Origin of the sequence: Caballeronia sp. INML1 (genome assembly GCF_023631085.1) — a bacterium.
GTDB lineage: Bacteria > Pseudomonadota > Gammaproteobacteria > Burkholderiales > Burkholderiaceae > Caballeronia > Caballeronia turbans.
The window spans coordinates 91,454-116,704 of record NZ_JALQDT010000048.1; the positions used below are offsets into that span (position 1 = coordinate 91,454).

Consider the following 25,251-nt stretch of genomic DNA (forward strand, 5'->3'; position numbering starts at 1 on the left):
ATTGAGTACGTTGAAAGGCGGGAGTCGATGCAGAGGTGGTGCGCCCATCACCTTATGTGCTTCTTCTGTCACGATTCTCGGCGGGCTGGTTTCCAGCTCAACAAGATAGTCTAGCTTCCGGGCGTCGATGATCGCAAAATACGGCGCGCCATCTTTCGTCAGCATCATTTCTGCGTCTTTCCTCACTTCTTCTGCCAATTCCAGCAGCGGCGGGCCGGCTTCATCGAGGGGAGCGAATTACATCGCATTGACCAAAATTGCACCTTTGTCAAAGCGCGAGGCCCTCATCCTTCTTGGCTGTCGTCTCGAGGGCGGCTCGGGATGCTCGAGTCTGATCCGAGACTTGTTTGCGCTGCGGCAGCATCCGTCAAAATCTGGCGCGTACGCTCGATCGTCCAGGTTACCTCCGCGGTTGAAAAGTCCCACACTCCACTGTGAACCTTTTTGAGCACTCCTGCCTCGACCTTAGACACGGCCGTCTGCAGAGACCACGCGTTCGCCGTCATCTTCCGGGACGCATACGCTGCCAATTGCTCCGCGAGGTCATCGCACACGATATATCTCTCATACACCTCATCATCGGTCGGTCCCGCTTGGTACGTGTCGCCGACCTTTCGCAGCAGAAGCTTGGGCTGCACCCCGGAAATCGCGCCCTGCGAGAAAATCCTCGGGAAGTCGACGGGAAGAGGCTTTGGGCTCATGTGGACACCTCGGCGCAAATGATGCGTCCACGTTATCAATGTCGAACGGTACGCGCAAGAGGTAACGACCGTACACGCAGAAGGCGTCTTCCGTTCGATGGGACGCATTATGCTTTTCTGCGGTAGCGGGCTAGGGCGCCGTTTCCAGCATCAGGTGCATCGCCGGTCAGGTGGTCCGCGTGGAAATCGCTCAAAGCGTTCCAAGAAATGAAGTGCCGTGTCGGCGATACCTACGCCCCGACCTTGAGGAATCCAGCCTTCAAGTTTGCGGATCTGCCGTTGCGATTGGGCTTCGATCCAGTGCGAATCGTTGAACATGAGGATATTGGGTTGCGCAACGGCGCCGCAAGACGGGCACGTTGGGACCGGCGAATTGAGGCGAAAGCTGTGATCATCGATGACGGGCGATACGTCGTCCGCGGCCCAGGTCTGTTGCGAACACTCGTCGATACATTGCAGCCAGTGGATGGACCCGTGGCATTCCGTGATCCGCTCATCCGCGAAACCGGTTTTTTGAAATTGCCCGTCAACGTTGCTCGTGAAAACGAACGCGCCTTGGCTCTTCGTCGCAGCCCATTTACGCAGGACGTTGAAGCCACGGTGTGGGTCAGTTTGGCGATACAAATTGAGTCGATGCCATAGACGGCCCACGCCAAGGTGGGTACGGGGCGAAACGTTTCGGGAGATGCAATTTCTTCGAAGCGAAAGCCCGATGCTCGCAGCGCCGGATACGCGCGCCAGAAGCCTTCGGCGCCGCAGAAATCGGGCAAGCCTGAGTCAACACCCATGCCAGCACCCGCGATGATAGGCAAGCCGTCGGCGTCCTCCAGCCATTGAGCGGCGCGCGCAATTTCATCGCTGGTTTCAATCGTGTCCTCGCAATCATCCCAGTTTAGCGTTCGGCGTCATCGGCCATACAACTGCTTAAGGCCAGCGGCTACTCCCTGGCTGCCCGTGCACGCCCGCCGTTCAAAGCGTGTAATCAGCGCCAGCAGCCGAGTGAAATGGTGCTCAGCCAGCGGCCGAGGCGGAGGATTCCTTGGGCAGGGCAGCCTCGGCCGTCCCAATGGCGTTGAGCTCGAATCGGAGCCGATACTCGAAAAGCGAGACGTTCGGCACGACTGCGATCGCTTCGCGCAAGCTCTCATTGATGGAGCGCGCGACAATGACACCGCTCACCGCCTTGCCGTGCGCGAGGTTGAGCGACACCCAACCCATGTAGCTCGCGATTTGGCCAATGGCTTTGTCCGGCGCCTCGCCGCGCTTTAACTCGAAGACCACGAAATTGCCGTCGTCGTCGACGGCGAGAATGTCGATCCGGCGGCCACTGCTCGTGAGATACTCGCGGCCGGACGCCACGCCGTCGGAATAGAGGTGTAGGCGTTTGCCGTTTACCGGGATCGATTCGAGGTTGTCGGCGATGAACTCTTGCAACTGCCGTTCTAGGTAAAAGACGGTGTCCGCGAGGGACTCCGCGTCGTCACTGGCTTCGGCCGGAACTTGGGTGTCGTCGGTCATATCGCCCAGGAGTTCTTCGGCCTGACCGGCTGCGCCCGGGCGCTGGATGCGCACCTCCGCCGCTGTTTCGATCACACTCCATCCCATTTTCTCGAAGCCCCGGCGCAGTCGCTGCGAATTATCGCCGCCGTTGGTCGCCGCAGACATCCCGGGCGGCGTTTGCTCGGGGTGCAGCCGGCACCATTTCTTCATTTCGTGCACTTGCACGCCCCCGTCGGGCGTCGCCTCCACAATCAAATAGCGCTTCGGGCTTTGTCGTTCCATGCGCGGTCTCTCTTCTCGGCGAATTTTTCGGGTCGCTCATTTTAGCTGCCTGCGCCCGACGGGGATGCGACCTCGAGCGTGTGCCTACAGATCGCTTGGATGATGTATAGCCGCATGGGCTGTCCCGCGTTGGCAGTCCGTCTAGCGCTGCGCCATCCCAAAAGCGGCTCTCACAATGCGGAACACACCTGAGCTTCTCGCATCATAGCTTTTCGAGTCTTGAGAGCCTGTTTTGCATCGCGAAGTTAGGCGTGTATGTCGTTGAAAAATGTAGCGCAAGCAGATTCGTCAGGGCATCGCCTGCGTCAAGCACCAGAACATGTCCGGCTCAGACATCGGCGATGACCACAAGAATATTTCAGCGGTGACGCTGCGCTGAAAGCGACCGGTAAAGACAACACGATGAACCGGTTCTAATACCGGTCGTGCCTCAAGCGGAACGCCAACTCACTAGGTTGGCGTTTTTTTGACAAACGGCTCACGCGATCCTCTGGCGCTGCGACACCCGCGCGCCAGCATCGCCGCCAGCCTTTTGTTTTACGGCGCGAACTCCGCTGCCTTCATCGCAGACGAGAAAGCATGTCAATGGCCTGATTAAGCAGCGATAAGCACGCGTCTACATCGATCTCATCCGTCCGGGGCCGCCCCGCCATTATCTGGCAAGCTGCGTGAACCGCATCAGAGTGCCGGGCAAGGGCAAGAAGATGTTCGCCCTTGGGTCCGCGAGTTGCATTCAGCCAATTCTGGACGGTTCGTTCACTCGCCCCGGTCCACCGGGCCGCGACTTTAATGGCGTTTCGGGAGTTCTTCAGCTCGGCCTTCAAGGCCATGGCGATGGCGATTGGATACTCCGCGCCGACCGACGGTAGACTGTCTCGCAAATTGTTGCGGTTTCTCGGCAACATTTTTCTGTCCTCCAAACGTATAGTTTGCGAATCGAGATGCCAACGGATATTCGGCGCGTTATGCATGTGACCGCCGGAGTCGGAGGGGACGCGGCGTGGGTTGGTCAGCGCGCAATCGAAAGACAAACGACGAGGCTACCGGGCGATCACGCGCCGCCGCTTATGTACGCATGTCGACCGAGCACCAACAATACTCGACCGAGAATCAGACGGATGTCATTCAAGCTTTCGCGGAACTGCGGAACCTGGACATCGTCCGCATATACACTGACGAGGGCAAGAGCGGACTTCGACTTGATGGGCGGGGTGGATTGCAGTCCCTGCTCAGAGACGTAGAGTCGAACCAGGCGGACTACGCGTTCGTATTGGTTTACGACGTCAGCCGTTGGGGACGATTCCAAGACCCCGACGAAAGCGCAAGCTACGAAATCCGTTGCAAGCAGGCAGGTGTTCGCGTTCTCTACTGCGCTGAGCAGTTTGAAAACGACGGTTCTCCTGTGTCAAGCATCATTAAGAGCCTAAAGCGGTCGATGGCGGGGGAGTACAGTCGCGAGCTGAGCGTGAAGGTTCATGCAGGTCAGACGCGTTTGATAAGGTTGGGCTGCCGGCAAGGGGGGCCTGCGGGCTTCGGCTTGCGAAGAGTGCTCATCGACCAGTCTGGCGTCGCAAAAGACGAACTTTCGGCAGGCGAGCACAAATCCATTCACACAGATAGGGTCGTCCTTCGCCCCGGTCCCACGGACGAGGTAGCAACCGTCCGCGGGATATACCGTGCTTTCGTGGAGGAGGGACGGGTCGAGAGTGAGATCGCAAAAGCCTTGAATGCAGCCGGCTCGAGAACTGACCGCGGAAGATTGTGGACACGTGGGGTGGTTCACCAAATTCTCATCAACGAAAAATACATCGGGCACAACGTTTGGAATCGCGTTTCCTTCAAACTCAAGCAAGAACGGGTTCGTAATCCGCCCGCTGCTTGGGTGCGCAAAGACGACGCTTTCGAACCGATTGTTGACAAGCTGATGTTCGAGGCAGCCAGACAGATTATCCTCGCACGCTCCTATCGTATGAGTGACGCCGATATGCTTGCCGCTCTACGCCGTGCACTGGCAACGCACGGGTACTTATCGGGCATCGTTATTGACGAAACGGCCGATTGCCCGTCTAGCAGCGCTTTTCGAGGCCGGTTCGGAAGCCTGCTCCGGACGTACGCACTTATAGGGTATCGGCCTGACCGCGATTACCACTACATCGAGATAAACACGCGGCTGCGCGCCATGCACCCGACGATCGTCCAACAAGCCTTGGAGGCAATGACGGCCGCTGGCGCCTACGTCGAAGCTGATAGTCAAGCAGGGCTGCTTCGGGTGAACGATGAATTCATGGCGTCTCTTGTTCTCTGCCGATGTCGCGCGACGGATGCTGGCGGACTTCGATGGATAGTGCGTTTCGATAACGCTTTGAATCCCGACCTCACGATAGCGGTACGGATGGAACCCGACGCCCAAGCAATCCGAGACTACTATCTGTTTCCGACCCTTGGGACGACCGATCCCTCGCTGCGACTTGCGGAGTACAACGGGCGCGGCCTAGATGTTTTTCGGTTCGATGACTTAGCGATGTTGGTGTTTATGAGTCGTAGAGCCCCCTTGCGAGGACCAATGTATGGATGATCATGCCAAACACATGGGCGCAGTTCTTCCTCGTGACGACAGGATTACCCTTGTTTCAGCAGAGCGGCTCCGGGTTTTGAATCCGCGGACGCGTAACAGTCTTTTTTTCTCTCAGCTCGTCGAGAATATAGCGACAATAGGGCTAAAGCGCCCAATCACGGTCGCGTTCGGAGGCAACGACGAGGACGGAGCGTGGTACGAGGTCCTGTGTGGACAGGGTCGACTCGAAGCATTGAGAGCCCTCGGGGAAACGATGATTCCATGCAGTGTCGTCGAGGCCGACCGTGTCGAACGATTTCTCATTAGCTTGACGGAAAATATTGCAAGGCGGAGACACACTACGGAGGAGTTGCTCAGCGGACTCCAGCTTCTCAGAGCACGGGGATACTCGTGTGACCAGATTTCTAAGAAGACGAATCTCGATTCAAGTTACATAAATAATATCCTGCACCTCTTGGAGAAAGGCGAGCAGCGCTTACTGCGAGCGGTCGAGAAGAAGCAAATTCCTATGTGGGTCGCACTGGATATATCGCGATCGTCGAGCGATGAGGTGCAAGCCGCGATGGTTGCCGCGTACGAGTCAGGGACGCTGAAAGGGGATCAGTTGATCAAGGTTCGCAAACTTATCAGCAAGCGCGAGGCGATTGGGAAGGCCTACCATTCAAAGAAACCAATGCCGAAGGATGCACCGACTCCCCAAAAGCTCCTTCGTACCTACCAAACAGAGGTCCGGCGTCAAAAACGGGTCGTTCAAAATGCAACGCTTCAAGAGCAGCGTCTTCTCTTACTTATCTCCACATTCAAGAGGTTGCTTTCGGATGATCATTTCAGGACCTTACTGAGAGCAGAAGGTATCAAAGATATTCCGGAAGTGATTGCGAGCCGGATTCCCCAGGAGTTGCTGCCATGACTGGTATCAAACATGGCTTCGAAGATCAAATAGTCGAGGTGCCACTTGACTCAATCCGTCCGAGTACCGCGATGCTCCAGCGAGTGTTGTCGACGCCCAAATTCAGAACGATTTTGAGCTCAATCCGGGAGCTCGGCGTCATAGAGCCACTAGCGGTATTTCGTTCGGAGCGGGAGGGTGAATATCATCTCTTGGACGGGAGGCTGAGGCTTGAAGCGCTCAAGGCTCTCAAACGAGAGACGGCACCATGCATGATCTCACTCGATGACGAAGCCTATACGTTCAATCGGCACATTAACCGTAGTACCGCCGTGCATGACCATCGAATGATCCGGGCCGCTCTAGCGAAAGGAGCCTCCGAAGAGCGCATCGCGGCCGTGCTTCAAATCGATATCAAACGCGTACGCGAGAAGATTCATCTGCTCGACGGAATTGCTCCTGAGGCGGCGTCTTTGTTGAAGGACCGAATGGTGATTCCACGAGTTTTCACAATCCTAAAAAGAATGAAGCCGATGCGTCAGATCGAAGCGGCTGAGATGATGATCGCCGCCAATCGATTTACGGCGAGCTACGCGGGGATGTTGCTAGCGACGACCCGCCCTGAGGCGCTCGCAGAGTCGGCTCGTCCCAAAGCTATGGATTCCATCTCGCAAGAGGACCTCGCGAGGATGGAGAAAGAGATGGAACGGCTCAATCAAGACAGCCAGGCGGCTGAGGAGAGCGTCGGCGACACGATGCTGTCTTTGGTCGTTGCCAAGGGTTTCACGACTCGTCTGCTACGAAATGAGGCAATTCACGAGCACCTAAAGCGACACCACGCAGATTTGCTCACAACGCTCAACGCCACTATCGATGCGATAGCTGCCGATAGTCGGACGTCAGAGAGAGAATGATTTGTATGCCATCGGCCCGCGCTTGGTGACGAATCCTGCCGACCGTACTGCGGTGGAGTTGGCGTCACTGTGCAATCGTCGTGCGGGTGAAAATCTGCCTGCGGCACAGACAGATTTTCGTTTAGACAGCTTATGCTTTATTTTTGTTCGATCGGCCACTTTATGCTTTTTCGCATGGTCCGCGGGTGGGCCCGCAGCCCAATGAACGGCCAGCTTATGCTTTATTCTGCGGACGCCTTTCGGCTAACGGCACATCCTGACGAGGGCTTTCAGGGACACTCCGGGGACAGTTCAGGGCCGCGGGTGGGTCACGTCACCACTCGGGCCTTCGGACTCTTGCCTTGCCCCGCCCGCGTATGCGCGCTTCTACTCCGCATCCCTTGCGGTTCGCCCACGCCTTGTGGGCAGCACGCCGATAATCCAAAAATAATTGCGGCCGACGGGAGTACGCGCGAGCACCGCGCTTATCACAAGGGAACAGCGGTTTGCCGCGTCTGCCGCCTTCATGACGATGGTCATCTTCACAAGCCAGGCGGGGCCGGACCTGCTTGTGGAAATTCAGGCGATGTGCCGCGCTCCACCTTTGCGGCCACCGCGAACAGCTAATCGATCACGGATTCTTGCAATCCGGATCGGAACGACAATGGGCAGTTGAGTGCGACGAATATGTCATGGCGTGCCGTTTTTTTGGCCCGCCGGAAGGTGGCTTTCATCGCGCGGGACTTGCCGCCATTCGATTGCTTGAAAGCAGTAGATTTCAATTTTATTCATAAACGCGAAGCGTTTGGAAATATTCTGTAATGAACGAGACAGTTTGATCGCGCGCTAAAAATATACTTCTTATGCCATGCGTGAGGACGCGTGGATTGTCATAACGGATAAAAAGATGAAGGGGCTAAGGGATTTGGCGCTGGCGATATTATCAGGAATGCTAATCAGTGGGTGCGGCGGAAGCGATGGAGGCAGCGAAGCTCTGACTTCCGCGAGCAGGAGTTCTGCCGCGCAGTGGACGGCGCAGGAGAAGGCGACGGTGAAGGGATACGCGTTGTCGACTGTTATTTGGGATCATGTTCCTATCGGCGTGTGCTGGGACATGAACAATGCCGATTTCGCGCTATATTCCGCAGAGCGTAGCTGGACTCGCTCCGCGATCGAAGAAACGTGGGAGAAATATTCCGGCGTACAGTTTATGGGCTGGCAGCAGTGCGTCAGTAATCCGAACTACTACGGTATTCGGATTACGGTCGAGGACAGCGGCCCGCACACGCGGGGGTTGGGTGCGATGCTGAACAATGCTCAAGGCGGAATGGCGCTGAATTTCACTTTCAAGAACTGGACCCCGAGTTGTCAGGGGCGCGAGGAATATTGCATTCGTCGGGTCGCCGCGCACGAATTCGGCCATGCGCTGGGCTTCGCGCATGAGCAAAATCGGCCGGATACGCCATCGTCGTGTAACGAGCCTGCACAGGGCACCAATGGCGACACGATGGTCGGCCCGTGGGATCTCGCGTCGGTCATGAATTACTGCAACCCGAAATAGGGCAAGCTCTCCGAACTCACACAGGCGCGCGACGACGCGGCCCTCACCGCCGCGAGCCTCGGCTCGCAATGGTCGGGCTTCGGCAATGCGCTGTTCGCCCACCCGCTCGATGTGGCGTGGCAGACCATCCTGCAACCCGCGGCAGCGAGCTTGAACGAGGCGTGGCGCTTATCGGTCGCCGCCCCCTTCACCAGTACTTTCGATGGCCATTATCCCTTCTCGGACACAACCGCTGACGCGTCTTTCGTCGAGTTGGGCCGCTACATCAAACCCGATTCCGGGCTGATCGCGCGTTTCGTGACGACGCAACTCGCGGGCATGCTCCAGCCTCAAGGCAACGCCTGGGCGCCGAACGAACTCGCGCCACAAGCGTTGCAATTCGATCCTGCGTTTCTCGCGGCGCTGCGCCAGTTGTCGACGCTCGGCGCGCAGATGTATGCGCAGGGCGATGCCAGCTACCGATTCCAGATCATGCCGCATCCGACGCCCGAGGTGACGCGCAGCATTCTGAGCATCGACGGCACGAAGATCGAGTACTTCAATCAACTGGAGGCGTACACATCGATCGTATGGCCTGGCAACGGCCAGAACGGCCGTGTCCAACTGACGTGGGAATCGCTCGATGCGGGCATGCGCATGGCGTTCGCCGCGAATGGCGATTGGGCGCTATTGCGTTTGCTCGGCACGGCTCAGGTCAAACCGCTCGACAGCACGACCTATGCGCTGACCTTCAATCAGGGCAACGGCGTTCCTCTGCACTACGACCTCAAGACGCAGGTCGGCGCGGGACCGCTCGATTTGCTGAAGCTGCGCGGCTTCAAGTTGCCGCAGCGCATCTTCATGGTTGGCAAGGGCGGCGCGCTTGCTGGAGTCGCGTCCCTGCCGCCGTTGCCACCGGAGATGCAACCATGACCGCCCCATGGAAGCACGTCGCGCTGGAACACGAGAACCCGTTCCTCAAATATTTCGACTCCGAAATGCGCTATCTGCGTGCGGCGTCGGCCGAGTTTGCCAAAGCCCAGCCGGACGCTGCGCGCCGCATGGGAATGCGGTACGGCGAGCAGGGCGACAGCGTGCGCGCGACCTTTGAAGGCTTTGCGCTGCTCATGGCGCGCCTGCGCATGAAGCTCGATGATGGCAACCCGGAGTTCACCGAGGCGCTCATCGACAACTTGTACGAGCATGCTGCGCGGGCGATCCCGTCGCTGTCGATCATCGAATGCACGCCGCTCGGACGCGGGGCCGCGAGCGCAGCGCAAATTCCGGCAGGTGCCGTGGTGCGCTCGGCGCCTGTCGGTCCCGATCGGGTGCAGTGTCTTTATCGGACGACGCAGGCAGTGCAACTGCTGCCGCTCTCGGTCGAGGATGCCGACGTTGCGGTGCGCGATGGCGGACGTACCGCCATTCGCCTCACGTTCCGGCTGTGGCTGGGCGAGCAGCGCGAGGCGACGGATCTGTCGCGCATTCGTCTGTATCTGCACGGCGCGCGGCCCGCTGCAGCCGCGCTTTATGCGGCGCTGACGCGCCAGGTCGCCTCGATCGGTCTGCGCCTGCCTTCGGTGCGCAACGGCGAGTTGCAGCCGCTCGATGGCGTGCGCTTCGAAGCGGCGGGCTTCGGTCCGTCCACGCGGCTTTGGCCGGTCACGGAGCCGGAACGCGACCGCATGCTCGACCGCGAACAGACGCTGCTGGAATATTTCGTGTTCCCTCAAAAATTCCACTTCGTCGATCTGTGCGGCTTCGACGCCTCGGTGCTGCCGGCGGGCGAGTCGCACATGACCTTCGAGATCGAACTGGACGGGCGTGTGCCGGGTGATTATTCGGTAAGCCGCGAGAGCTTCCGTCTTTTCTGCACGCCTGTGATCAACCTGTTCGAAGTGGATGCGCTGCCGCTGCGTCCCACAGACTGGCATGATCGCGAACATCGCGTTCTCGTGCAGCCGGGCGTGGACGATCACATCGAGCCGTATGACGTGCTTGCGGTGACTGCAGCCGACCCGGAAGACAGCGCGCGCCATGCCTATCAGGCGTTCACGAGTTTCCGGCATCGCGGCTGGACGCTGCGCTATGAGAAGCCGGAACGGTATTTCCATAGCTCGAAGCGCTTCGGCGTGACGGGGCGCGAGCTCTGGCTGACGCTCGCGGGCCAGCTATGGGAAGGCTTTCGACGCGAGGCGCGGCACGATAAGAATCGTCCGCCACCGGACCGGCACCTGACCGTGCGCGCGCTCGCGAACAACGGCCGCCTGCCGCGCATGGCGCTCGCCGAGGCGACGATCACCCAGACAGTGTCGGGCTTCACCGGGATCGCGTCGGTGCGCAATCTGACCGCGCCGACCCTGCCGCTGTATCCGCCACGCCATCACCCTGAATACGACTGGCGCGTGCTGGGGCATTTTGCGGCGGGCGCCGCGAACGAATTGAACATGATCGGGATGGCTGGCGCGTCGGCGTTTCGCGCTGCCCTGGAACTCTACGATTGGTTACCCGGCGATGGCATCGAGCGACGCATTGATGCCATCGACGATGTCCGCTTGACCGAGCATCAGACGGTAGGGAAAGGGCATATGCGGTTCGAGATTCGTGTTCATGTGGGGCTCGACACGACCGCCTTCGACGGGCATGGCGACGCGATGCTCTTCGGCGATGTGCTTGGCCGGTTCGTGGGGCGCTATGCGAGCTTCCACCACGCGGTGCGGCTGGTGCTGAGCATCGACGGGAGCCAGACCGTTTATCCGCTCATGGAATTCGAGGACGCGCCTTTTTGACGGCGGAATGGAGCTTGCGAAAAAGTGCCTGGCGCGAATAAACAAAGGTGGCTTGTCCCGCTAAGCACAAACGCACTCAACGCACGACATCACCGATCCTCAACTCGATAACACCTGCCCCGTTCGAAGACACAACTCCGCTCGACCCCGTCATGTCGCCCGGCGCCGGCCGCGCCTGTCCCGATGCCGACACGCGCGCATCGACGCTGACGCGCGAGAAATCCGAGAGACGGCGGCCCGGCGTCATCGACATCGAATCGTCGAGACGCACGGTAGCGGGCAACTGACCCGCCTTCAGGCGCTGTACCGCGAGCGGCATGCGCGAGCCATCGTCGGCGAGCGCGTAGACGAACACCGTGTCGGTCGGACGAACGCGCTTCTCGAACCCCGGGCTCAAACTCACGCGCACTTGCACGGCCGCCCCTTTCACCGTGGCGAGCGCGCGCGTTTCGTCGATATTCCTTTGCGCCTGCTGCGCAATCTCCGGCGCCACGTCCGGCACGTTCTTCAATCGCTGCCAGAACTGAATCGCGTTCGCGTAATCGCGCCGGTCGAACGCGGCCGACGCGGCCAGCGCCAGCGCTTTCGGCTGATTCGCGTCCATGGCGAGGGCGGACTCGACGACCTTCAACGCCGCGTCGTTCAGATTGCCGTCGTTTGCGCTCGCCAAGGCGTCGGCGTAATCCGCGCGCAGTTCCGCGTCGCGCGGGTTCAGCGCGACCGCGCGAAGGTACGCCGCGGTCGCGTCGTCCGGGCGGTCGAGCACCATGTAGGAACGCGCGAGCATCGACCAGCCCTGCGCGTCGTTCGGATCGCGCTGCAGACGCGCGGCCAACAGACTGACCGCCGCTTCCATCGACGCAGGCGTGTCCGCATGTCCCTGCGTCGTTGCGCGGGGCGCAGTCTCTATCGCGAGCGCCGTCGGATCGCCGATGCGCATGTACAGCGTGAGCGCCGACGCCGGCACGAGCGCGATCAGCAAGCCTGCGAGCGCCGCGTGCGCCGTGCCGCGTCCGGCTGTGTGCGCGTAAAGCAGTGGCAGCACGACGCACGCGAGCGCGCCCGTCATCATCGCGGCAACGATCAGCCAGAACGCCATCATGGAGACGGGCTCCTCTGGCGCCGGGCGTTTCGCGCGCGCCGGATATGCCGTGCCATCGCGACCGCGCCGGCCGCGAGCACCGCGAACGGTCCGAACCACAGCGCCCATGTGACGGGCTTCACAGGCGGCCGGTACAGGATGAAGTCGCCATAGCGGCGCACCATGTAGGACCGGATCTCGTCATCGCTCGCGCCGTGTTCCACCTGTTCGCGAATACGCGCGCGAAGATCGGCGGCGAGACTCGCGTTCGAATCGGCAAGGCTCTGGTTCTGGCACACGACGCAGCGAAAATGCTCGGCGAGTCGGCGCGCGCGCTCGTCGTCGGGCGATTCCTGCGCGTGAGCGCACGACACGAGCATGAGGAGAATCGACGCGATGCGTCTAATCACGGCCGTTCTCCTGCCGCAGGACGCCGACGAGCGGCAGAATCACGCGCTCCAGCGACGCGCGGGTAATCGGTCCGGCCTGCCGGTATCGCACGACGCCCGCCCGATCGATCACGAACGTTTCGGGCACGCCATACACGCCATAGTCGATGCCCGTGCGCCCGTCGCGATCCACCAGCGAAGCCACATACGGATTGCCGGCCGTGTCGAGCCACTGCAGCGCGGGCTCGCGCTCGTCCTTGTAGTTCAGGCCGTACACCGGCACGGCCCCGCTGGCCGCGACGTTCATCAGGACCGGATGCTCGTCGCGGCACGCCTCGCACCACGACGCCCACACGTTCAGTATCCACACCTGACCGCGCAGCGCGTCCGACGACACCCGCTCGCCGGACGCATCGAGGCGCGGCAGATCGAACGCGGGCGCGGGCTTGCCGATCAGGGCCGAAGGCAGGCGGCGCGGATCGTGTCTCAGGCCGGCCGCCAGCACCGCGGTCAACAGCGCCAGCACCGCGAGCGGGATCAGGAAGCGCTTCATCGTCCGGTTTCGCCGAGGGGCGGCGGTGTTTCAGCAGCCGGCGCCGGCGCGCGCCGGGACTGCGGCGCACGCTGTCTCATGTAACGCCGGTCCGCCGCGGCGAGCAGGCCGCCGAGCGCCATCAGAATGCAGCCGCCCCAGATCCAGCGCACGAACGGCTTGATCTGGATGCGCACGGTCCACGCGTTGCCGCCGGCCGGCTGATCGAGCGCGACGTAGAGGTCGCGCAGCACCCCATGATCGATGGCCGCTTCGGTCGTCTGCGTGTTCGAGACGAGGAACTCGCGCTTCTCCGGATCGAGCGTGGCGATAGCGCGGCCGTCGCGCGTCACGCTGATCGTCGCGCGCATCGCACGATAGTTCGGGCCGTTGTTTTCGCGTACATCGTCGAGACGGAAGCGATAGCCGCCGACATCGATATGTTCGCCGGGCGCGAGCCGCGCATCGTGTTCGACGGGAAAGCCCTTCACCATTGTCACGCCGACGACGAACACGCCGACGCCCGCATGCGCGAGCCACATGCCGACTGTCGCGAGCCGCACCCGCTGTCTCGCGCTGACGATGCGCTGGTACACGCTCGTCGCGATCGTGGCGAACGTCCACGCCGCGAGGAGAAAGCCCAGGCTCACGAGCGGGCGCGACACGCCGGGCACGAACGCCGACGCGACGCTCACGAGCGCCGCCCAGCGCAGGCGTACGGCGATCTCTGGCAGGCGGGCGGCCTTCCAGCGTGCGAGCGGCGCGACGCCCATCAGAAAGACGGCCGGCGCCATCAGCGGGACGAATACGCTGTCGAAATACGGCGCGCCGACGGAAATCTTGTCGAGGCCGAGTGCGTCGAGGATCATCGGATAGAGCGTGCCGAGCATCACCGAAGCGGCGGCGACCAGCATCAGCAGATTGTTCGACAGCAACAGCGCTTCGCGGGACACCGGCTCGAAGCCCACCGCCGACGATGCCGCGCGCGGCGCCCGCCAGGCGAAGAGCGCGAGGCCGCAGCCCGAAAAGAGGGCGAGCAGCGCGAGGATGAAGACGCCGCGCGCCGGATCGGACGCGAATCCGTGCACCGACGTCACGACGCCGGAGCGCACGAGGAAAGTGCCGAGCAGCGAAAGCGAGAACGCGCAGATCGCGAGCAGCGCGCTCCACGCGCGAAATGCGCCGCGCTTCGCGGTGGCGGCGAGTGAATGAACCAGCGCGGTGCCGACGAGCCACGGCATGAACGACGCGTTCTCGACCGGGTCCCAGAACCACCATCCGCCCCAGCCGAGCTCGTAATACGCCCAGCCGCTGCCAAGCATGATGCCGAGCGTCAGGAACATCCATGCGGCGAGGGTCCAGGCACGCGATGCGCGCGCCCACGCGGCATCGAGCTTGCCGTCGAGCAGGGCCGCGATTGCAAACGCAAACGCGACCGAGAATCCGACGTAGCCCATGTACAGCAAGGGCGGATGGATCACCATGCCCGGGTCTTGCAGGAGCGGATTCAGATCGCGGCCGTTCATCGCGGGCGGCATGATGCGCGTGAACGGATTCGACGTCAGCAGCATGAACAGCAGAAAGCCCGCATCGAGCCAGCTCATCACGCCGAGCACGCGCGCGGCGAACGGCTGGGCAAGCCGGCGGCCGAACGCGGCGACGGCCGTCATCCAGAGCGTCAACAGAAGCGTCCAGAGCAGCAGCGAGCCTTCGTGGCCGCCCCAGACGGCGGTGAATCGATAGATCGCCGGAAGCGCCGAATTGGAATTCTCGACGACGTAGATCACCGAGAAATCATCGCCGAGAAAGGACGCCGCGAGACAGCCGAACGCGATCGCGATGAAGCCGAATTGCCCGCACGCGGCGGGCGCGGCGACGCGCATCCATTGCGGGATCCCGAAGCGCGCGCCGAGCATCGGCACGATGCCCGCGATGAGCGCGAGCAGCATCGCCAGAATCAGCGCGAAGTGGCCGAGCTCGGGAATCATCGGCGCGTGGCCGGGTTCGCGTCCGCCGCAGCGCGCACTTCGCGCAGCGCGCGTTCGACTTGCGGCGGCATGTACTTCTCGTCGTGCTTCGCGAGGACTTCGTCGGCGTGAAAGCGGCCATCGGCGCCGAGCGTGCCTTGTGCAACGACGCCGCTGCCTTCGCGCAAGAGATCGGGCAGCGCGCCCGCGTACGTGACCGTCACCGATGCGCGTTCGTCCGTGACGACGAAGCGGACGGCGCGGCCACCGTCATCGCGCACGAGCGAGCCGCGCTCGACGAGCCCGCCGAGCCGGAAGCGCTGCGTGCGCGACGCGTCGTGCGAGGCGATCTGGCTCGGGCTCACGAAGAACATGACGTTGGCGCGAAACGCATTGAGCACGAGCGCGCACGCGAGCCCGGCGCTCGCAACGCCGAACGCGATGAACGCGAACCGGCGATGCCGCGCCCTCATCGGCGCGACTCCGGTTCGCGCAGCGCGCGGAGCACGAGCCACGCTTGCGCGCCCATCAGCGAAAAGGTGATCGCGAACGCGGCCGAGAGGATCGGGTTCGCGGCGAGCATCGCGATGACGGACTCGACCATGTTCATGCTGCATGCTCCCGGATTCGCGCGGGAGCTTCGTCGCCCGCCGGCATGCGATCTGCCGCGCGCATGATGACGCGCACGCGCGCGAGCGATACCGCGATCGCATACGACCAGAATCCGGCGCTCATCACGACGATGCCCCATGCCATCGATGCGGTCATCGACACGCCGCTGCCGAAGCCGAGCGATGGCCCCTGGTGCAGCGTGTACCACCACTGCACGGAAAAATAGATGATCGGAATGTTGACGACGCCGATCAGCGCGAGCACCGAGCACGCGCGGTCCGCGCGGCGCGTGCCGTCGATCGCGGCATGCAGCGCAAGAAAGCCGACGTACAGGAAGAAGAGGATCAGTTCTGACGTGAGCCGCGCGTCCCAGACCCACCACGTGCCCCAGGTCGGCTTGCCCCACAGCGCGCCGGTAATCAGCGCGATCGCGGTGAAGAGGGCGCCGGTCGGGGCGAGCGCGCGCGCCATCATCGCTGAGAGGCGCGCGTTCATCGCGAGATGCAGCGCGCTGTATGCGGCCATCACGAGATAGATGAACATCGACATCCACGCGGCGGGAACATGCACGAACATGATGCGGTAGATGTCGCGCTGCAGCGCATCGGCGGGCGCGATAACGAGGCCGATCACGAGCCCCGCCGCGATCAACGCGATGCACGCGATGCCGAACCACGGCGTCGCGCGTGCGGCGAAGCGTTCGAAGTTGCGCGGGGACGCATAGCGAAAGCAGTTCATGGGCGCTATTCCATCGAGATGCGCAGGGCCGCGGCGCTCGCCCACGGACATAGCCAGAGCGCAAGACAGAGGGCCGCCGCGAGCAGCGAGACGTTCGCGTTCGACCACGCGCTGCTCGCGGCCGGATCGGCCACGCCGACGCCGAACACGAGCACCGGCACGTAAAGCGGCAGGATCAGAAGTGCGAGCACGACGCTGCCGCCGCGCACGCCGAGCGTGAGCGCCGCGCCCATCGAGCCGATCAGCGAGAGCAGCGGCGTGCCGATCAGAAGCGAAACCATCAGCATGAGAATCGTGCGTGCGTCCAGCCCGTATTCGAGCGCGACGACCGGCGCGAGCACGACGAGCGCGAGACCCGTCGTGAGCCAGTGCGCGGCGATTTTGCCGAGCACGATGCCCGCGAGCGGCTGCGGCGAAAGCAGCATCTGCTCGAGTGCACCGCTCGCGAAATCGTTGCTGAAGAGCTGGCCCGCCGACAGCAAGGCCGCGAACAATGCCGTGACCCACAGCACGCCCGGCGCAATCGCCTGCAATAGCTTCGGATCGGAACCGATGCCGAGCGGAAACAGGCTCGACGCCAGGATGAAGAACAGCAGCACGGAAAGCGTCACGGTGCGGGAGCGCCAGTTCAGGCGCAGTTCGCGGCGAATGACCTGAAGCGTCAGCCCGATCATGCCGCGCCTCGCTCCAGATGCAGGTGCCGCGTGCGCGCGGCATCGACGGGCAACGGGCGATGCGTCGTCGCGACGAGCGTGCCGCCTTCATGCAGATGCGCGTCGACGCATTCGGCAAACCAGCGCGCGCCGCTTTCGTCGATGGCGTCGGTGGGTTCGTCGAGCAGCCAGAGCCGCCTGGCCGAAAGCACGAGGCGCGCGAGCGCGACGCGCCGTCTTTGCCCCTGCGACAGACGGTTGAGGCGCGTGTGCAGGAGCGGCCGCACGCCCGCGCGCTCGAGCACATCGCACTCGCTCCGGTATGCCATGCTCGCGCCGAGCAGCGCGGCGAAACGAAGATTCTCGTCGACGGTCAGTTCTCCGTTGAAACCGTCGGCATGGCCGAGCCAGGCAAGGTCATGGCGAAAGCGCGCAGGATGCTCGCGCACGTCCACGCCGCGCCACGACACGCTTCCCGCCGCGGGCGGCAGCAAGCCCGCGAGGGTGGCGATCAGCGAGCTCTTGCCGCTGCCGTTCGCGCCGTGGATGAGCAGCGCCGCGCCGGCATCGACGTGAAAATCCGCGCCGGCCACGATGGTGCGGCCGCCGCGCATCACGTCGAGTTGCCGGGCGCTGAGCATCGATGTTTCCTCTCTCGTTGTGACCAGACCCTTGAGCCGCGCTCACTGCTTCTTTCGGTTCTCGATCTCCTGCGCCTTCGTCATGTTCGGCAATTCATGCGCGATGCCCTTGTGGCAATCGATGCACGTCTTCTCGCCCGTCTCGAGGAAACGCTGATGCGCCTCCTGCGCGCGCGGGCTCTGGCGCGTGAAGTCCATGTACTGGAACGAGTGGCAGTTGCGGCATTCGAGCGAATCGTTGGCCTTGAAGCGCGCCCATTCGTGCTCGGCGAGTTCGAGCCGCTTGTCGAGGAATTTCTCGCGCGTGTTCACGGTGCCGAATACCTTGGCCCACACTTCCTTCGACGCCTGCATTTTGCGCGCGATCTTGTCCGTCCAGTTGTGCGGCACGTGGCAGTCGGAGCACTTGGCATGCACGCCCGAGCGGTTGCTGAAGTGGATCGTGTTCTTGAGTTCGGCAAAGGTGTTGTCGCGCATTTCGTGACAGCCGGTGCAGAACACTTCGGTGTTGGTCAGTTCCATCGCCGTATTGAAGGCGCCCCAGAAGATCACGCCCGCGACGAAGCCGCCCAATGTCAGAAAGCCGAGGCTGTAGTACAGGCTCGGCCGTCGAATGGTGACCCAGTAGCGCTTGATCAGTGCCCACATGTCGATCGCTCATCGTTTCTGGTTCTTGGATGCCGGCTGCCGCCTGATGTCTTCGATCGCGACGAACGTATTCCCGACGAGCGGCTTCGCGTCCGCCTGCGGAACGTGGCACTGCGTGCAGAAATAGCGGCGCGGCGACAGATGCCCGGACACCACGCCCTCGCGGTCCATGTAATGCGAAACCGCGACGGGCACGGCGCCGCTCTCTTCGACACGGCTGCGCGCATGACACGCGAGACAGCGGTTCGCGTTCTTGTCGAGCTGATAGTTGTCGATCTTGTGCGGGATCGTCGGCGGCTGCTGCGCGTAGTTGAGGCCGCGTATCACGTCCTTGTTTTCGGTGGGCGCCATGAGCGGGGCCCGGGTCTCTTCGCCGATCGGCGTCAGGCCGCGCAGCGAGTCGTGGAACGGCAGATTCGGGACCGTGGGCTGCGCGATCGCGATGACGGCAAGAGCGAGCAGCGATGCGATGACGAGAGCGATCAGCGTGCGCATGTCGTGCTCCTAGACCCGCACGATCCTGACCGCGCACTTCTTGTAGTCGGTCTGGAAGGAGATCGGATCGGTCGCGTCGAGCGTCACCTTGTTGATGAGCTGGCTCGCATCGAACCACGGCACGAACACGAGCCCGCGCGGCGGCTTGTCGCGGCCGCGCGTCTCCACGCGCGTGCGCATCTCGCCGCGCCGGGATATCACGCGCACTTCCACGCCGCGCCGGATGCCGAGTGCCTTCGCGTCATCGGGATGCATGAAGCACACGGCGTTCGGAAACGCGCGATAGAGCTCGGGCACGCGGCGCGTCATCGAACCGGAATGCCAGTGTTCGAGCACACGGCCGGTCGCGAGCCAGAACGGATATTCCTTGTCCGGCGATTCGGCGGGCGGCTCGTAGGGCAGCGCGTAGATCACCGCGCGGCCGTCCGGATTGCCGTAGAACTGCCAGTCGGCGCCGGCCTTCACATAGGGATCGGATCCTTCCTTGTAGCGCCAGCGCGTTTCCTTGCCGTCGACGACCGGCCAGCGGATGCCGCGCGCCTGGTGATACATGTCGAACGGCGCGAGATCATGACCATGTCCGCGCCCGAAACTCGCGTACTCCTCGAAGAGCCCCTTCTGGATGTAGAAGCCGAACGCCGCGGCTTCGTTGTTGCGATACTTCGCGTCCACTTGCGATGCGGGAAACTTGTCGACCTGGCCGTTTCGATAAAGGATGTCGTAGAGCGTCTTGCCCTTGTACTCCGGCTTCTTCGCGATCAGTTCGGCGGGCCAGACTTCCTCGACCTTGAAGCGCTTGGAGAATTCGACGAGTTGCCAGAGATCCGAATGCGCGCCCCCGGGCGCCTGCACCAGCTGATGCCAGAACTGCGTGCGCCGCTCCGCGTTGCCATATGCGCCTTCTTTCTCGACCCACATCGCCGACGGCAGGATCAGATCGGCGGCGACGGCCGTGACCGTCGGATAAACCTCCGACACGACGACAAAATTCGAATCCTTGCGATACCCCGGCAGCGCCTCGTTGTTGATGTTCGCGGCGGCCTGCATGTTGTTGTTGACCATCACCCAATAGGCGTTGATCTTGCCGTCGTGCAGCATGCGGTTCTGCTGGACGGCGTGAAAGCCCGGCTTGTCGGGAATGGTTCCGCTCGGCAGCTTCCAGATGTGCTCGGCTTCCTCGCGATGCTTCGGGTTGGTCACGACCATGTCGGCGGGCAGCCGATGCGAGAACGTGCCGACTTCACGCGCCGTGCCGCACGCCGAAGGCTGTCCCGTGAGCGAGAACGGGCTGTTGCCCGGCGTCGAAATCTTGCCCGTCAGCAGGTGCAGGTTGTAGACCATGTTGTTGGCCCATGTGCCGCGCGTGTGCTGGTTGAAGCCCATCGTCCAGAAAGACACGACTTTGGTCTTCGGATCGGCGTATAGCTGCGCCAACTGGTCGAGCTTGTTCTTCGGCACGCCCGAGAGCTTCGTCACATAGGCTGCGTCATAGCGCGAGACGAACCGCGCGAATTCTTCGAAGCCGATGGGCTGCGAGCCGTTCGGGTCGCCGGCGTTCTTCGCCGCCTTTTGCAGCGGATCGTCCGGCCGCAAGCCATAGCCGATATCCGTATTGCCCTTCCTGAAATTCGTGTGCTTGTCGACGAACGCCCGGTTCACCTTGCCATTCCTGATGATGTAGTTCGCGATGTAATTCATGATCGCGAGATCGGATTGCGGCGTGAAGACGATGGTCTCGTCGGCGAGATCGAACGAACGATGCTCGAATGTCGAGAGGGCGACGACGCGCACGTTCTGGTTCGACAGCCGCCGCGCCGTCACGCGCGTCCATAGCACCGGATGCATCTCGGCCATGTTGGAGCCCCAGAGCACGAAGGCATCGGTTGCCTCGATATCGTCGTAGCAGCCCATCGGCTCGTCCATGCCGAAGGTGCGCATGAAGCCCGTCACGGCCGAGGCCATGCAGTGCCGCGCGTTGGGGTCGATGTTGTTGCTTCGAAAGCCCGCTTTCATGAGCTTGACGGCCGCATAGCCTTCCCACACGGTCCATTGCCCCGAGCCGAACATGCCGATGGCAGTCGGCCCTTTTTCCTTCAGCACGCGCTTGAACTGCTCGGCCATCACATTGAACGCGACGTCCCAGGAGACGGGCAGGAACTCGCCGTTCTTGTCGAACTTGCCGTCCTTCATGCGCATGAGCGGTGTCGTCAGGCGATCCTGGCCGTACATGATCTTCGAGAGGAAGTAGCCCTTCACGCAGTTGAGCCCGCGATTGACCTCGGCTTGCGGGTCCGCCTGTGTCGCGACCACCTGATTGCCCTTCACGCCGACGAGCACGCCGCATCCCGTGCCGCAGAACCGGCACGGCGCCTTGGACCACGCGATGTCGTCGCTCTCGGCGACGGCCTCCATGCCGGGCAGCGTGATGCCCGCGGACGCGGCGGCCGTGGCGGCGGCCGTCTGCTTAATGAACGCGCGACGAGTCAGTTTCATCGGCGATATCCTCGTTCAGCGAATCGGCGTGTTCGTGATGCTGGTAGACGAGCGCGATGCTTACCACATCGGGTATCGATTGCGCCGCGTGCAACTGGTCGGCGACACAGGACGAACGGTCCGCTTCGAGCGTGAGCACGATCCTGCCGTCGGTGCTCGATCCGTGAACCTGTGCACCGGGTAATGCGGTGAGCGCCTGCGTGACGCTCGGCAATGCTTCTATTCGTGCGTATACAACGACGCCGGCGATGTGATATTCGCAAGACTCATCCGTCTTATCGGCGAAACGATCATTGCTATCGACGGGCTCGAGATCCATTTGATTGAAATAGTCGCGACGCTCGTTAATGATGCGGAGGGCCGCCGATCAGCATCTGGTAGAACCAGACCATGAAGCCATAGGCGGCAATGATCATGACCGTGAGCACGGGAACCATGACGACGGTCAGAAACAGAAAGCTGCGCAACTCTTCGGACTTGCGTATTTCGTTGTTCTCATCCATGGGCACGACGGATCTCGGTTGGCATCGTGGAAAGGCCAGCGCGAAAGACGCATCCATTATTGATACAGGAAATACATCTTTTCAAGCCGGAAATGGTGGTGGTCGAGATGCGGCTCGTGTAACGGTTAGATTAAATCCGATCGGGCGGTGCATATCGAAATATGGCTCAATGGAAAGTCATCGTTTCGGGATGTTGAATATTCGGCGTTTGGTCCGCAACGATGCATTGCGCGCTTTCGCAGTGACTTTCGGCGTCGTCCGAAAAGCGCATGCCGGTCGGCTTTATAGAATTCGGGTACATCAAAACCTGCCGCCGCATCATGCCGACCAAGCTCGAATTCGCAACACCCGAAGGGCGCCTCTCGCTTTCCATCCTCGACGCTCAATTCATGGCCTATGACGCGGGCGAGCTCGCTTATCGATCGACGCGGGATTTCGTCGCGCGAATGCAATCGATGGGTCTCGGCGAACTGGCGCAAACCTATGCGCGTCTTCTCGCGCAGAACAAGGTTTCGGTGATGGAACTGCACGAAGCACGCGAGGATGCACAAGCGTGTCTCGAACAAAAGGACGAGGGCGGCGTGATCGCGGAGCGCATCTTGCCCCGGCTTGAAGAGATTCGCGAGACTATCGCGCGCACGCAGCTCGACATGCGCGCGAACGTCGAGCGGCTTGCCGCGCTTTCGGCGGCGTGCGACCGCGCGTTGCGTCAGATTCCGGGATATCGGCCGCCCGCGCGCGTCTCGCGTTGAATCTCGATCTATACGGAATGCAAACGAACAGTGAAGGAAGCGTGCGTCAAGCCTTTTTGACGAATTCCGTCTTGAGGCTCATGGCGCCGAAGCCGTCGATCTTGCAGTCGATGTCGTGATCGGCATCGACGAGGCGAATGTTTTTGACTTTCGTGCCCATCTTGACGACGCCGCCACCGCCTTTGAGCTTCAGATCCTTGATGACAGTGACGGTGTCGCCATCGTGAAGGACGTTTCCAGCGCAATCCCGATAAATCTTCGCGGCGGGCTCCAATGCGGTGTCCGTCTGCGCAGACCACTCGTGCGCGCATTCGGGGCAGATATACATGCCCGCATCTTCATAAGTGAATGCGGAATGGCACTTGGGGCAGGGAGGTAGTGCGTTCATATGTATTGCTTGAAGACTCGAGAAAAACGAAAGGCTGGCAAGTATAGCGCCGCCCGATGTCCGAAGCCATGCGACGAGTCGCTCGTATCGCTTCGCCTGTCGAAGGAGGCGAGGAGATGACTCGTTGCGCCGGGATCGAACCGGCCGCCGCTATATCCGTCCATACATTCCGGCCTATATAAACAATAAAAATGTTTTGCTTTCATGGATGGTTTTTCTGCTTCAACATAAAGTGATTCGGAAAAACACACGGAGCGAGACATGGACAGCACCACGGAACTGAAGCGCTACGAATTGCTGATCAACGGCGAATTCGTTCCACCGAGCGGAGGCGAGTACTCGACGAACCTCGATCCGGCCACCGAGAACCCGATTTCCCGCGTGGCACAGGGTACGTCCGCCGATGTCGACCGCGCCGTGCAGGCCGCGCGCGCCGCCCTCAAACCGTGGAACGCGATCCGTGCCGCCGAGCGCGGCCGGATCCTGATGAAGCTCGCCGAATTGCTGCGCGAGAATCAGGAAGAACTCGCGGCGCTCGAAAGTCTCGACGCAGGCAAGCCGATCGCGGGCGTGCAGCGCCAGGACGTGCCCGCCGCCATCGATACGCTCGCGTATTACGCCGGCTGGTGCGACAAGATCAACGGCCAGGTCGTGCCTGCGCGCCCCGACGCGCTGACTTACACCGTGCGCGAACCCGTCGGCGTCGTCGCGGCGATCGTGCCGTGGAATTTCCCGCTCATGATCGGCATGTGGAAAATCGCGCCCGCGCTCGCGTGCGGCTGCACGCTGATCGTTAAGCCCGCCGAAATCACGCCGCTTTCCGCGCTGATGGTAGGGCGGCTCGCGCTGGAAGCCGGCTTGCCGCCGGGCGTGCTCAATATCGTGACCGGTAAAGGCTCGGTCGTCGGCGACGCGCTCGTCGCGCATCCGGGCGTCGACAAAGTGACGTTCACCGGATCGCCATCGGTCGGGCGCGGCATTTTGCAGGGCGCGGCAGGCAACTTCAAGCGTGTCACGCTCGAACTCGGCGGCAAGTCCGCCAACGTGATTTTCGCGGACGCGAATCTCGATGGCGCCGTGCGCGCGGCGGCCTCCGGCATCTTCTTCAACGCCGGACAAGTCTGCTCCGCCGGCTCGCGGATTCTCGCCCAGCGCGCGGTCTACGACGAAGTCGTCGAGCGGCTCGCGGAGCGCGCGCGGACGATCAAACTCGGCGATCCGTCGAAGCGGGAAACCAATATGGGCCCGCTCATCTCCGCCAAGCAGATGAAGAGCGTGCTGGACTATGTGGACATCGGCAAAGGGGAGGGCGCATCGCTCGTGACGGGCGGCAGGCGCTCAGGCGAGCGCGGCTATTTCGTCGAGCCGACGGTGTTCGCGAAGGTCGAGCACGAAATGCGTATCTCGCAGGAAGAAATCTTCGGTCCGGTCGCGAGCGTCATCCCCTTCGACGACGAAGCCGACGCGCTGCGCATCGCCAACGGCACCGCATACAGCCTCGCCGCGGGCGTGTGGAGCGCGGATATCGGCCGCGTGCATCGCCTGGCTGCCGAACTCAAGGCGGGCACGGTCTGGGTGAATACCTACGGCTTCACGGACGTGCGCCTGCCTTGGGGCGGCGGCGGCGATTCCGGCTTCGGCCGCGAGCATGGCGACGTCGCCATCGAGAACTTCACCGAGCCGAAGGCGGTCTGGGTTGCGCTGACGCCGTAAGATCGAGGCCGCCGCGGGCAACCGCGGCGAGGCGTAAAAATGCACAAAGCGCAAAAAGGCGGTCCGGGATTTCCCGGGCCGCCTTTATTGATATTGAAGCGCCTTCAGACGCGCGCCGTTGCCTCGTCGCGCGCTCTCCAAAGCCGCGCCCGTTGCGTGCTGTCTTCATACTGAACCGTGTTTTGCCGGCACGCCTCAATGGTCGAATTTTTCCGCTCGACGATCGCCTGGCAGAGAAACTCCGCGCTATACGCCTTCAAGAGATGCGGAGAGTGGGTCTCGATGTATTGCGCAATTTTCCCGTAGTCGCTGTCGGCCGATGCGAGCGAGAGATAAGTCTGCGCATCCCAACGGAACATCAGGTCGAGTTCTTCGAAAGCGGTATTGAATGCGCAGACCTGCGCCTGAATTTCGCGGTCATCGCTGTACGTTGCATGGCTCATGATCGTCTCCTGTATGGCCGTGGGGCATGAATGC

27 protein-coding genes are annotated in these 25,251 nt (G+C 62.0%); 8 read left to right on the forward strand and 19 right to left on the reverse strand.

What is annotated here, in order from left to right:
• Window positions 1–851: 851 nt before the first annotated feature.
• The 3 genes from NCR38_RS34460 to NCR38_RS14790 all read right to left on the reverse strand — a co-directional run bounded on the left by NCR38_RS34460 (window position 852) and on the right by NCR38_RS14790 (window position 3,454).
• Window positions 852–1,352, reverse strand: a complete 501-nt coding sequence (locus NCR38_RS34460; protein ID WP_409241431.1) for a Sir2 family NAD-dependent protein deacetylase — start codon at window positions 1,350–1,352, stop codon at window positions 852–854.
• 360 nt (window positions 1,353–1,712) lie between these two features.
• The gene (locus tag NCR38_RS14785) at window positions 1,713–2,483 is read right to left on the reverse strand and encodes an endonuclease NucS domain-containing protein (RefSeq protein ID WP_250477301.1); all 771 of its coding nucleotides are present in this window, start codon (window positions 2,481–2,483) and stop codon (window positions 1,713–1,715) included.
• A gap of 560 nt (window positions 2,484–3,043) precedes the next feature.
• A complete protein-coding gene (locus NCR38_RS14790; RefSeq protein WP_250477302.1) occupies window positions 3,044–3,454 on the reverse strand; it encodes a hypothetical protein in 411 nt (136 codons plus the stop codon).
• A 29-nt stretch (window positions 3,455–3,483) separates the two neighbouring features.
• On the opposite strand from NCR38_RS14790, the gene NCR38_RS14795 reads away from it, so the two are divergent.
• The 6 genes from NCR38_RS14795 to tssF all read left to right on the forward strand — a co-directional run bounded on the left by NCR38_RS14795 (window position 3,484) and on the right by tssF (window position 11,169).
• The gene (locus NCR38_RS14795; protein WP_311765929.1) at window positions 3,484–5,058 is read left to right on the forward strand and encodes a recombinase family protein; all 1,575 of its coding nucleotides are present in this window, start codon (window positions 3,484–3,486) and stop codon (window positions 5,056–5,058) included.
• Window positions 5,051–5,968 carry a ParB/RepB/Spo0J family partition protein gene (locus NCR38_RS14800; RefSeq protein ID WP_250477304.1) on the forward strand — a complete coding sequence of 306 codons (918 nt, stop codon included), beginning with the start codon at window positions 5,051–5,053 and terminating at the stop codon, window positions 5,966–5,968. The genes NCR38_RS14795 and NCR38_RS14800 overlap by 8 nt, the downstream gene beginning before the upstream one ends.
• Window positions 5,965–6,861 (forward strand): plasmid partitioning protein RepB C-terminal domain-containing protein, encoded by an 897-nt coding sequence (locus NCR38_RS14805; RefSeq protein WP_250477305.1) that lies wholly within the window; start codon window positions 5,965–5,967, stop codon window positions 6,859–6,861. Before NCR38_RS14800 ends, NCR38_RS14805 begins: the two co-directional genes overlap by 4 nt.
• Before the next feature lie 886 nt (window positions 6,862–7,747).
• Window positions 7,748–8,401, forward strand: coding sequence for a M12 family metallopeptidase (locus NCR38_RS14810; RefSeq protein ID WP_250477306.1), 654 nt, complete (start codon window positions 7,748–7,750; stop codon window positions 8,399–8,401).
• A gap of 111 nt (window positions 8,402–8,512) precedes the next feature.
• Window positions 8,513–9,313 (forward strand): type VI secretion IcmF C-terminal domain-containing protein, encoded by an 801-nt coding sequence (locus NCR38_RS14815; RefSeq protein ID WP_061118286.1) that lies wholly within the window; start codon window positions 8,513–8,515, stop codon window positions 9,311–9,313.
• A complete protein-coding gene (gene tssF, locus NCR38_RS14820; RefSeq protein ID WP_086961047.1) occupies window positions 9,310–11,169 on the forward strand; it encodes a type VI secretion system baseplate subunit TssF in 1,860 nt (619 codons plus the stop codon). The genes NCR38_RS14815 and tssF overlap by 4 nt, the downstream gene beginning before the upstream one ends.
• Before the next feature lie 76 nt (window positions 11,170–11,245).
• Here tssF and NCR38_RS14825 read toward each other — a convergent pair whose 3' ends face one another.
• Genes NCR38_RS14825 through napE form a run of 14 tightly spaced genes read right to left on the reverse strand, consistent with a single transcriptional unit; the run spans window position 11,246 to window position 21,921 of the window.
• A complete protein-coding gene (locus NCR38_RS14825; protein ID WP_061118285.1) occupies window positions 11,246–12,271 on the reverse strand; it encodes a tetratricopeptide repeat protein in 1,026 nt (341 codons plus the stop codon).
• Window positions 12,268–12,660, reverse strand: coding sequence for a cytochrome c-type biogenesis protein (locus NCR38_RS14830; RefSeq protein ID WP_061118284.1), 393 nt, complete (start codon window positions 12,658–12,660; stop codon window positions 12,268–12,270). The genes NCR38_RS14825 and NCR38_RS14830 overlap by 4 nt, the downstream gene beginning before the upstream one ends.
• Entirely contained in the window at window positions 12,653–13,192 is a 540-nt protein-coding gene (locus NCR38_RS14835) for a DsbE family thiol:disulfide interchange protein (protein WP_061118283.1), read from the reverse strand. The genes NCR38_RS14830 and NCR38_RS14835 overlap by 8 nt, the downstream gene beginning before the upstream one ends.
• Entirely contained in the window at window positions 13,189–15,159 is a 1,971-nt protein-coding gene (locus tag NCR38_RS14840; protein WP_061118282.1) for a heme lyase CcmF/NrfE family subunit, read from the reverse strand. Before NCR38_RS14840 ends, NCR38_RS14835 begins: the two co-directional genes overlap by 4 nt.
• On the reverse strand, window positions 15,156–15,611 hold the full coding sequence (gene ccmE / locus NCR38_RS14845) for a cytochrome c maturation protein CcmE (protein ID WP_061118281.1): 456 nt from the start codon (window positions 15,609–15,611) through the stop codon (window positions 15,156–15,158). Before ccmE ends, NCR38_RS14840 begins: the two co-directional genes overlap by 4 nt.
• On the reverse strand, window positions 15,608–15,748 hold the full coding sequence (locus tag NCR38_RS14850; protein ID WP_250477308.1) for a hypothetical protein: 141 nt from the start codon (window positions 15,746–15,748) through the stop codon (window positions 15,608–15,610). The genes ccmE and NCR38_RS14850 overlap by 4 nt, the downstream gene beginning before the upstream one ends.
• Complete coding sequence (ccmC, locus tag NCR38_RS14855; RefSeq protein WP_061118280.1) at window positions 15,745–16,488, reverse strand: heme ABC transporter permease CcmC; 744 nt, start codon at window positions 16,486–16,488, stop codon at window positions 15,745–15,747. Before ccmC ends, NCR38_RS14850 begins: the two co-directional genes overlap by 4 nt.
• 5 nt (window positions 16,489–16,493) lie before the next feature.
• The gene (ccmB, locus tag NCR38_RS14860) at window positions 16,494–17,162 is read right to left on the reverse strand and encodes a heme exporter protein CcmB (RefSeq protein WP_061118279.1); all 669 of its coding nucleotides are present in this window, start codon (window positions 17,160–17,162) and stop codon (window positions 16,494–16,496) included.
• The gene (gene ccmA, locus NCR38_RS14865; RefSeq protein ID WP_061118278.1) at window positions 17,159–17,782 is read right to left on the reverse strand and encodes a cytochrome c biogenesis heme-transporting ATPase CcmA; all 624 of its coding nucleotides are present in this window, start codon (window positions 17,780–17,782) and stop codon (window positions 17,159–17,161) included. Before ccmA ends, ccmB begins: the two co-directional genes overlap by 4 nt.
• Before the next feature lie 42 nt (window positions 17,783–17,824).
• The gene (locus NCR38_RS14870; protein ID WP_061118277.1) at window positions 17,825–18,430 is read right to left on the reverse strand and encodes a NapC/NirT family cytochrome c; all 606 of its coding nucleotides are present in this window, start codon (window positions 18,428–18,430) and stop codon (window positions 17,825–17,827) included.
• Between the two features lie 9 nt (window positions 18,431–18,439).
• The gene (locus tag NCR38_RS14875) at window positions 18,440–18,925 is read right to left on the reverse strand and encodes a nitrate reductase cytochrome c-type subunit (RefSeq protein WP_061118276.1); all 486 of its coding nucleotides are present in this window, start codon (window positions 18,923–18,925) and stop codon (window positions 18,440–18,442) included.
• A 9-nt stretch (window positions 18,926–18,934) separates the two neighbouring features.
• Window positions 18,935–21,418 (reverse strand): periplasmic nitrate reductase subunit alpha, encoded by a 2,484-nt coding sequence (gene napA / locus NCR38_RS14880; protein WP_061118275.1) that lies wholly within the window; start codon window positions 21,416–21,418, stop codon window positions 18,935–18,937.
• Complete coding sequence (locus NCR38_RS14885) at window positions 21,390–21,737, reverse strand: chaperone NapD (RefSeq protein ID WP_061118274.1); 348 nt, start codon at window positions 21,735–21,737, stop codon at window positions 21,390–21,392. Before NCR38_RS14885 ends, napA begins: the two co-directional genes overlap by 29 nt.
• Before the next feature lie 25 nt (window positions 21,738–21,762).
• The gene (gene napE, locus NCR38_RS14890) at window positions 21,763–21,921 is read right to left on the reverse strand and encodes a periplasmic nitrate reductase, NapE protein (RefSeq protein WP_061118273.1); all 159 of its coding nucleotides are present in this window, start codon (window positions 21,919–21,921) and stop codon (window positions 21,763–21,765) included.
• A gap of 320 nt (window positions 21,922–22,241) precedes the next feature.
• On the opposite strand from napE, the gene NCR38_RS14895 reads away from it, so the two are divergent.
• Window positions 22,242–22,673 (forward strand): hypothetical protein, encoded by a 432-nt coding sequence (locus NCR38_RS14895; protein ID WP_061118375.1) that lies wholly within the window; start codon window positions 22,242–22,244, stop codon window positions 22,671–22,673.
• A gap of 46 nt (window positions 22,674–22,719) precedes the next feature.
• Here the strand turns inward: NCR38_RS14895 and NCR38_RS14900 are convergent, their stop codons facing one another.
• Entirely contained in the window at window positions 22,720–23,061 is a 342-nt protein-coding gene (locus tag NCR38_RS14900) for a zinc ribbon domain-containing protein YjdM (protein WP_061118272.1), read from the reverse strand.
• Window positions 23,062–23,322: 261 nt separating this feature from the next.
• Between NCR38_RS14900 and NCR38_RS14905 the strand changes: the two genes are divergently transcribed.
• Entirely contained in the window at window positions 23,323–24,774 is a 1,452-nt protein-coding gene (locus tag NCR38_RS14905) for an aldehyde dehydrogenase family protein (protein WP_061118271.1), read from the forward strand.
• Window positions 24,775–24,878: 104 nt separating this feature from the next.
• On the opposite strand, the gene NCR38_RS14910 is transcribed toward NCR38_RS14905, so the two are convergent.
• Window positions 24,879–25,217: a hypothetical protein gene (locus NCR38_RS14910; protein WP_061118270.1), complete on the reverse strand. Its 339-nt coding sequence runs from the start codon at window positions 25,215–25,217 to the stop codon at window positions 24,879–24,881.
• Window positions 25,218–25,251: the final 34 nt, after the last annotated feature.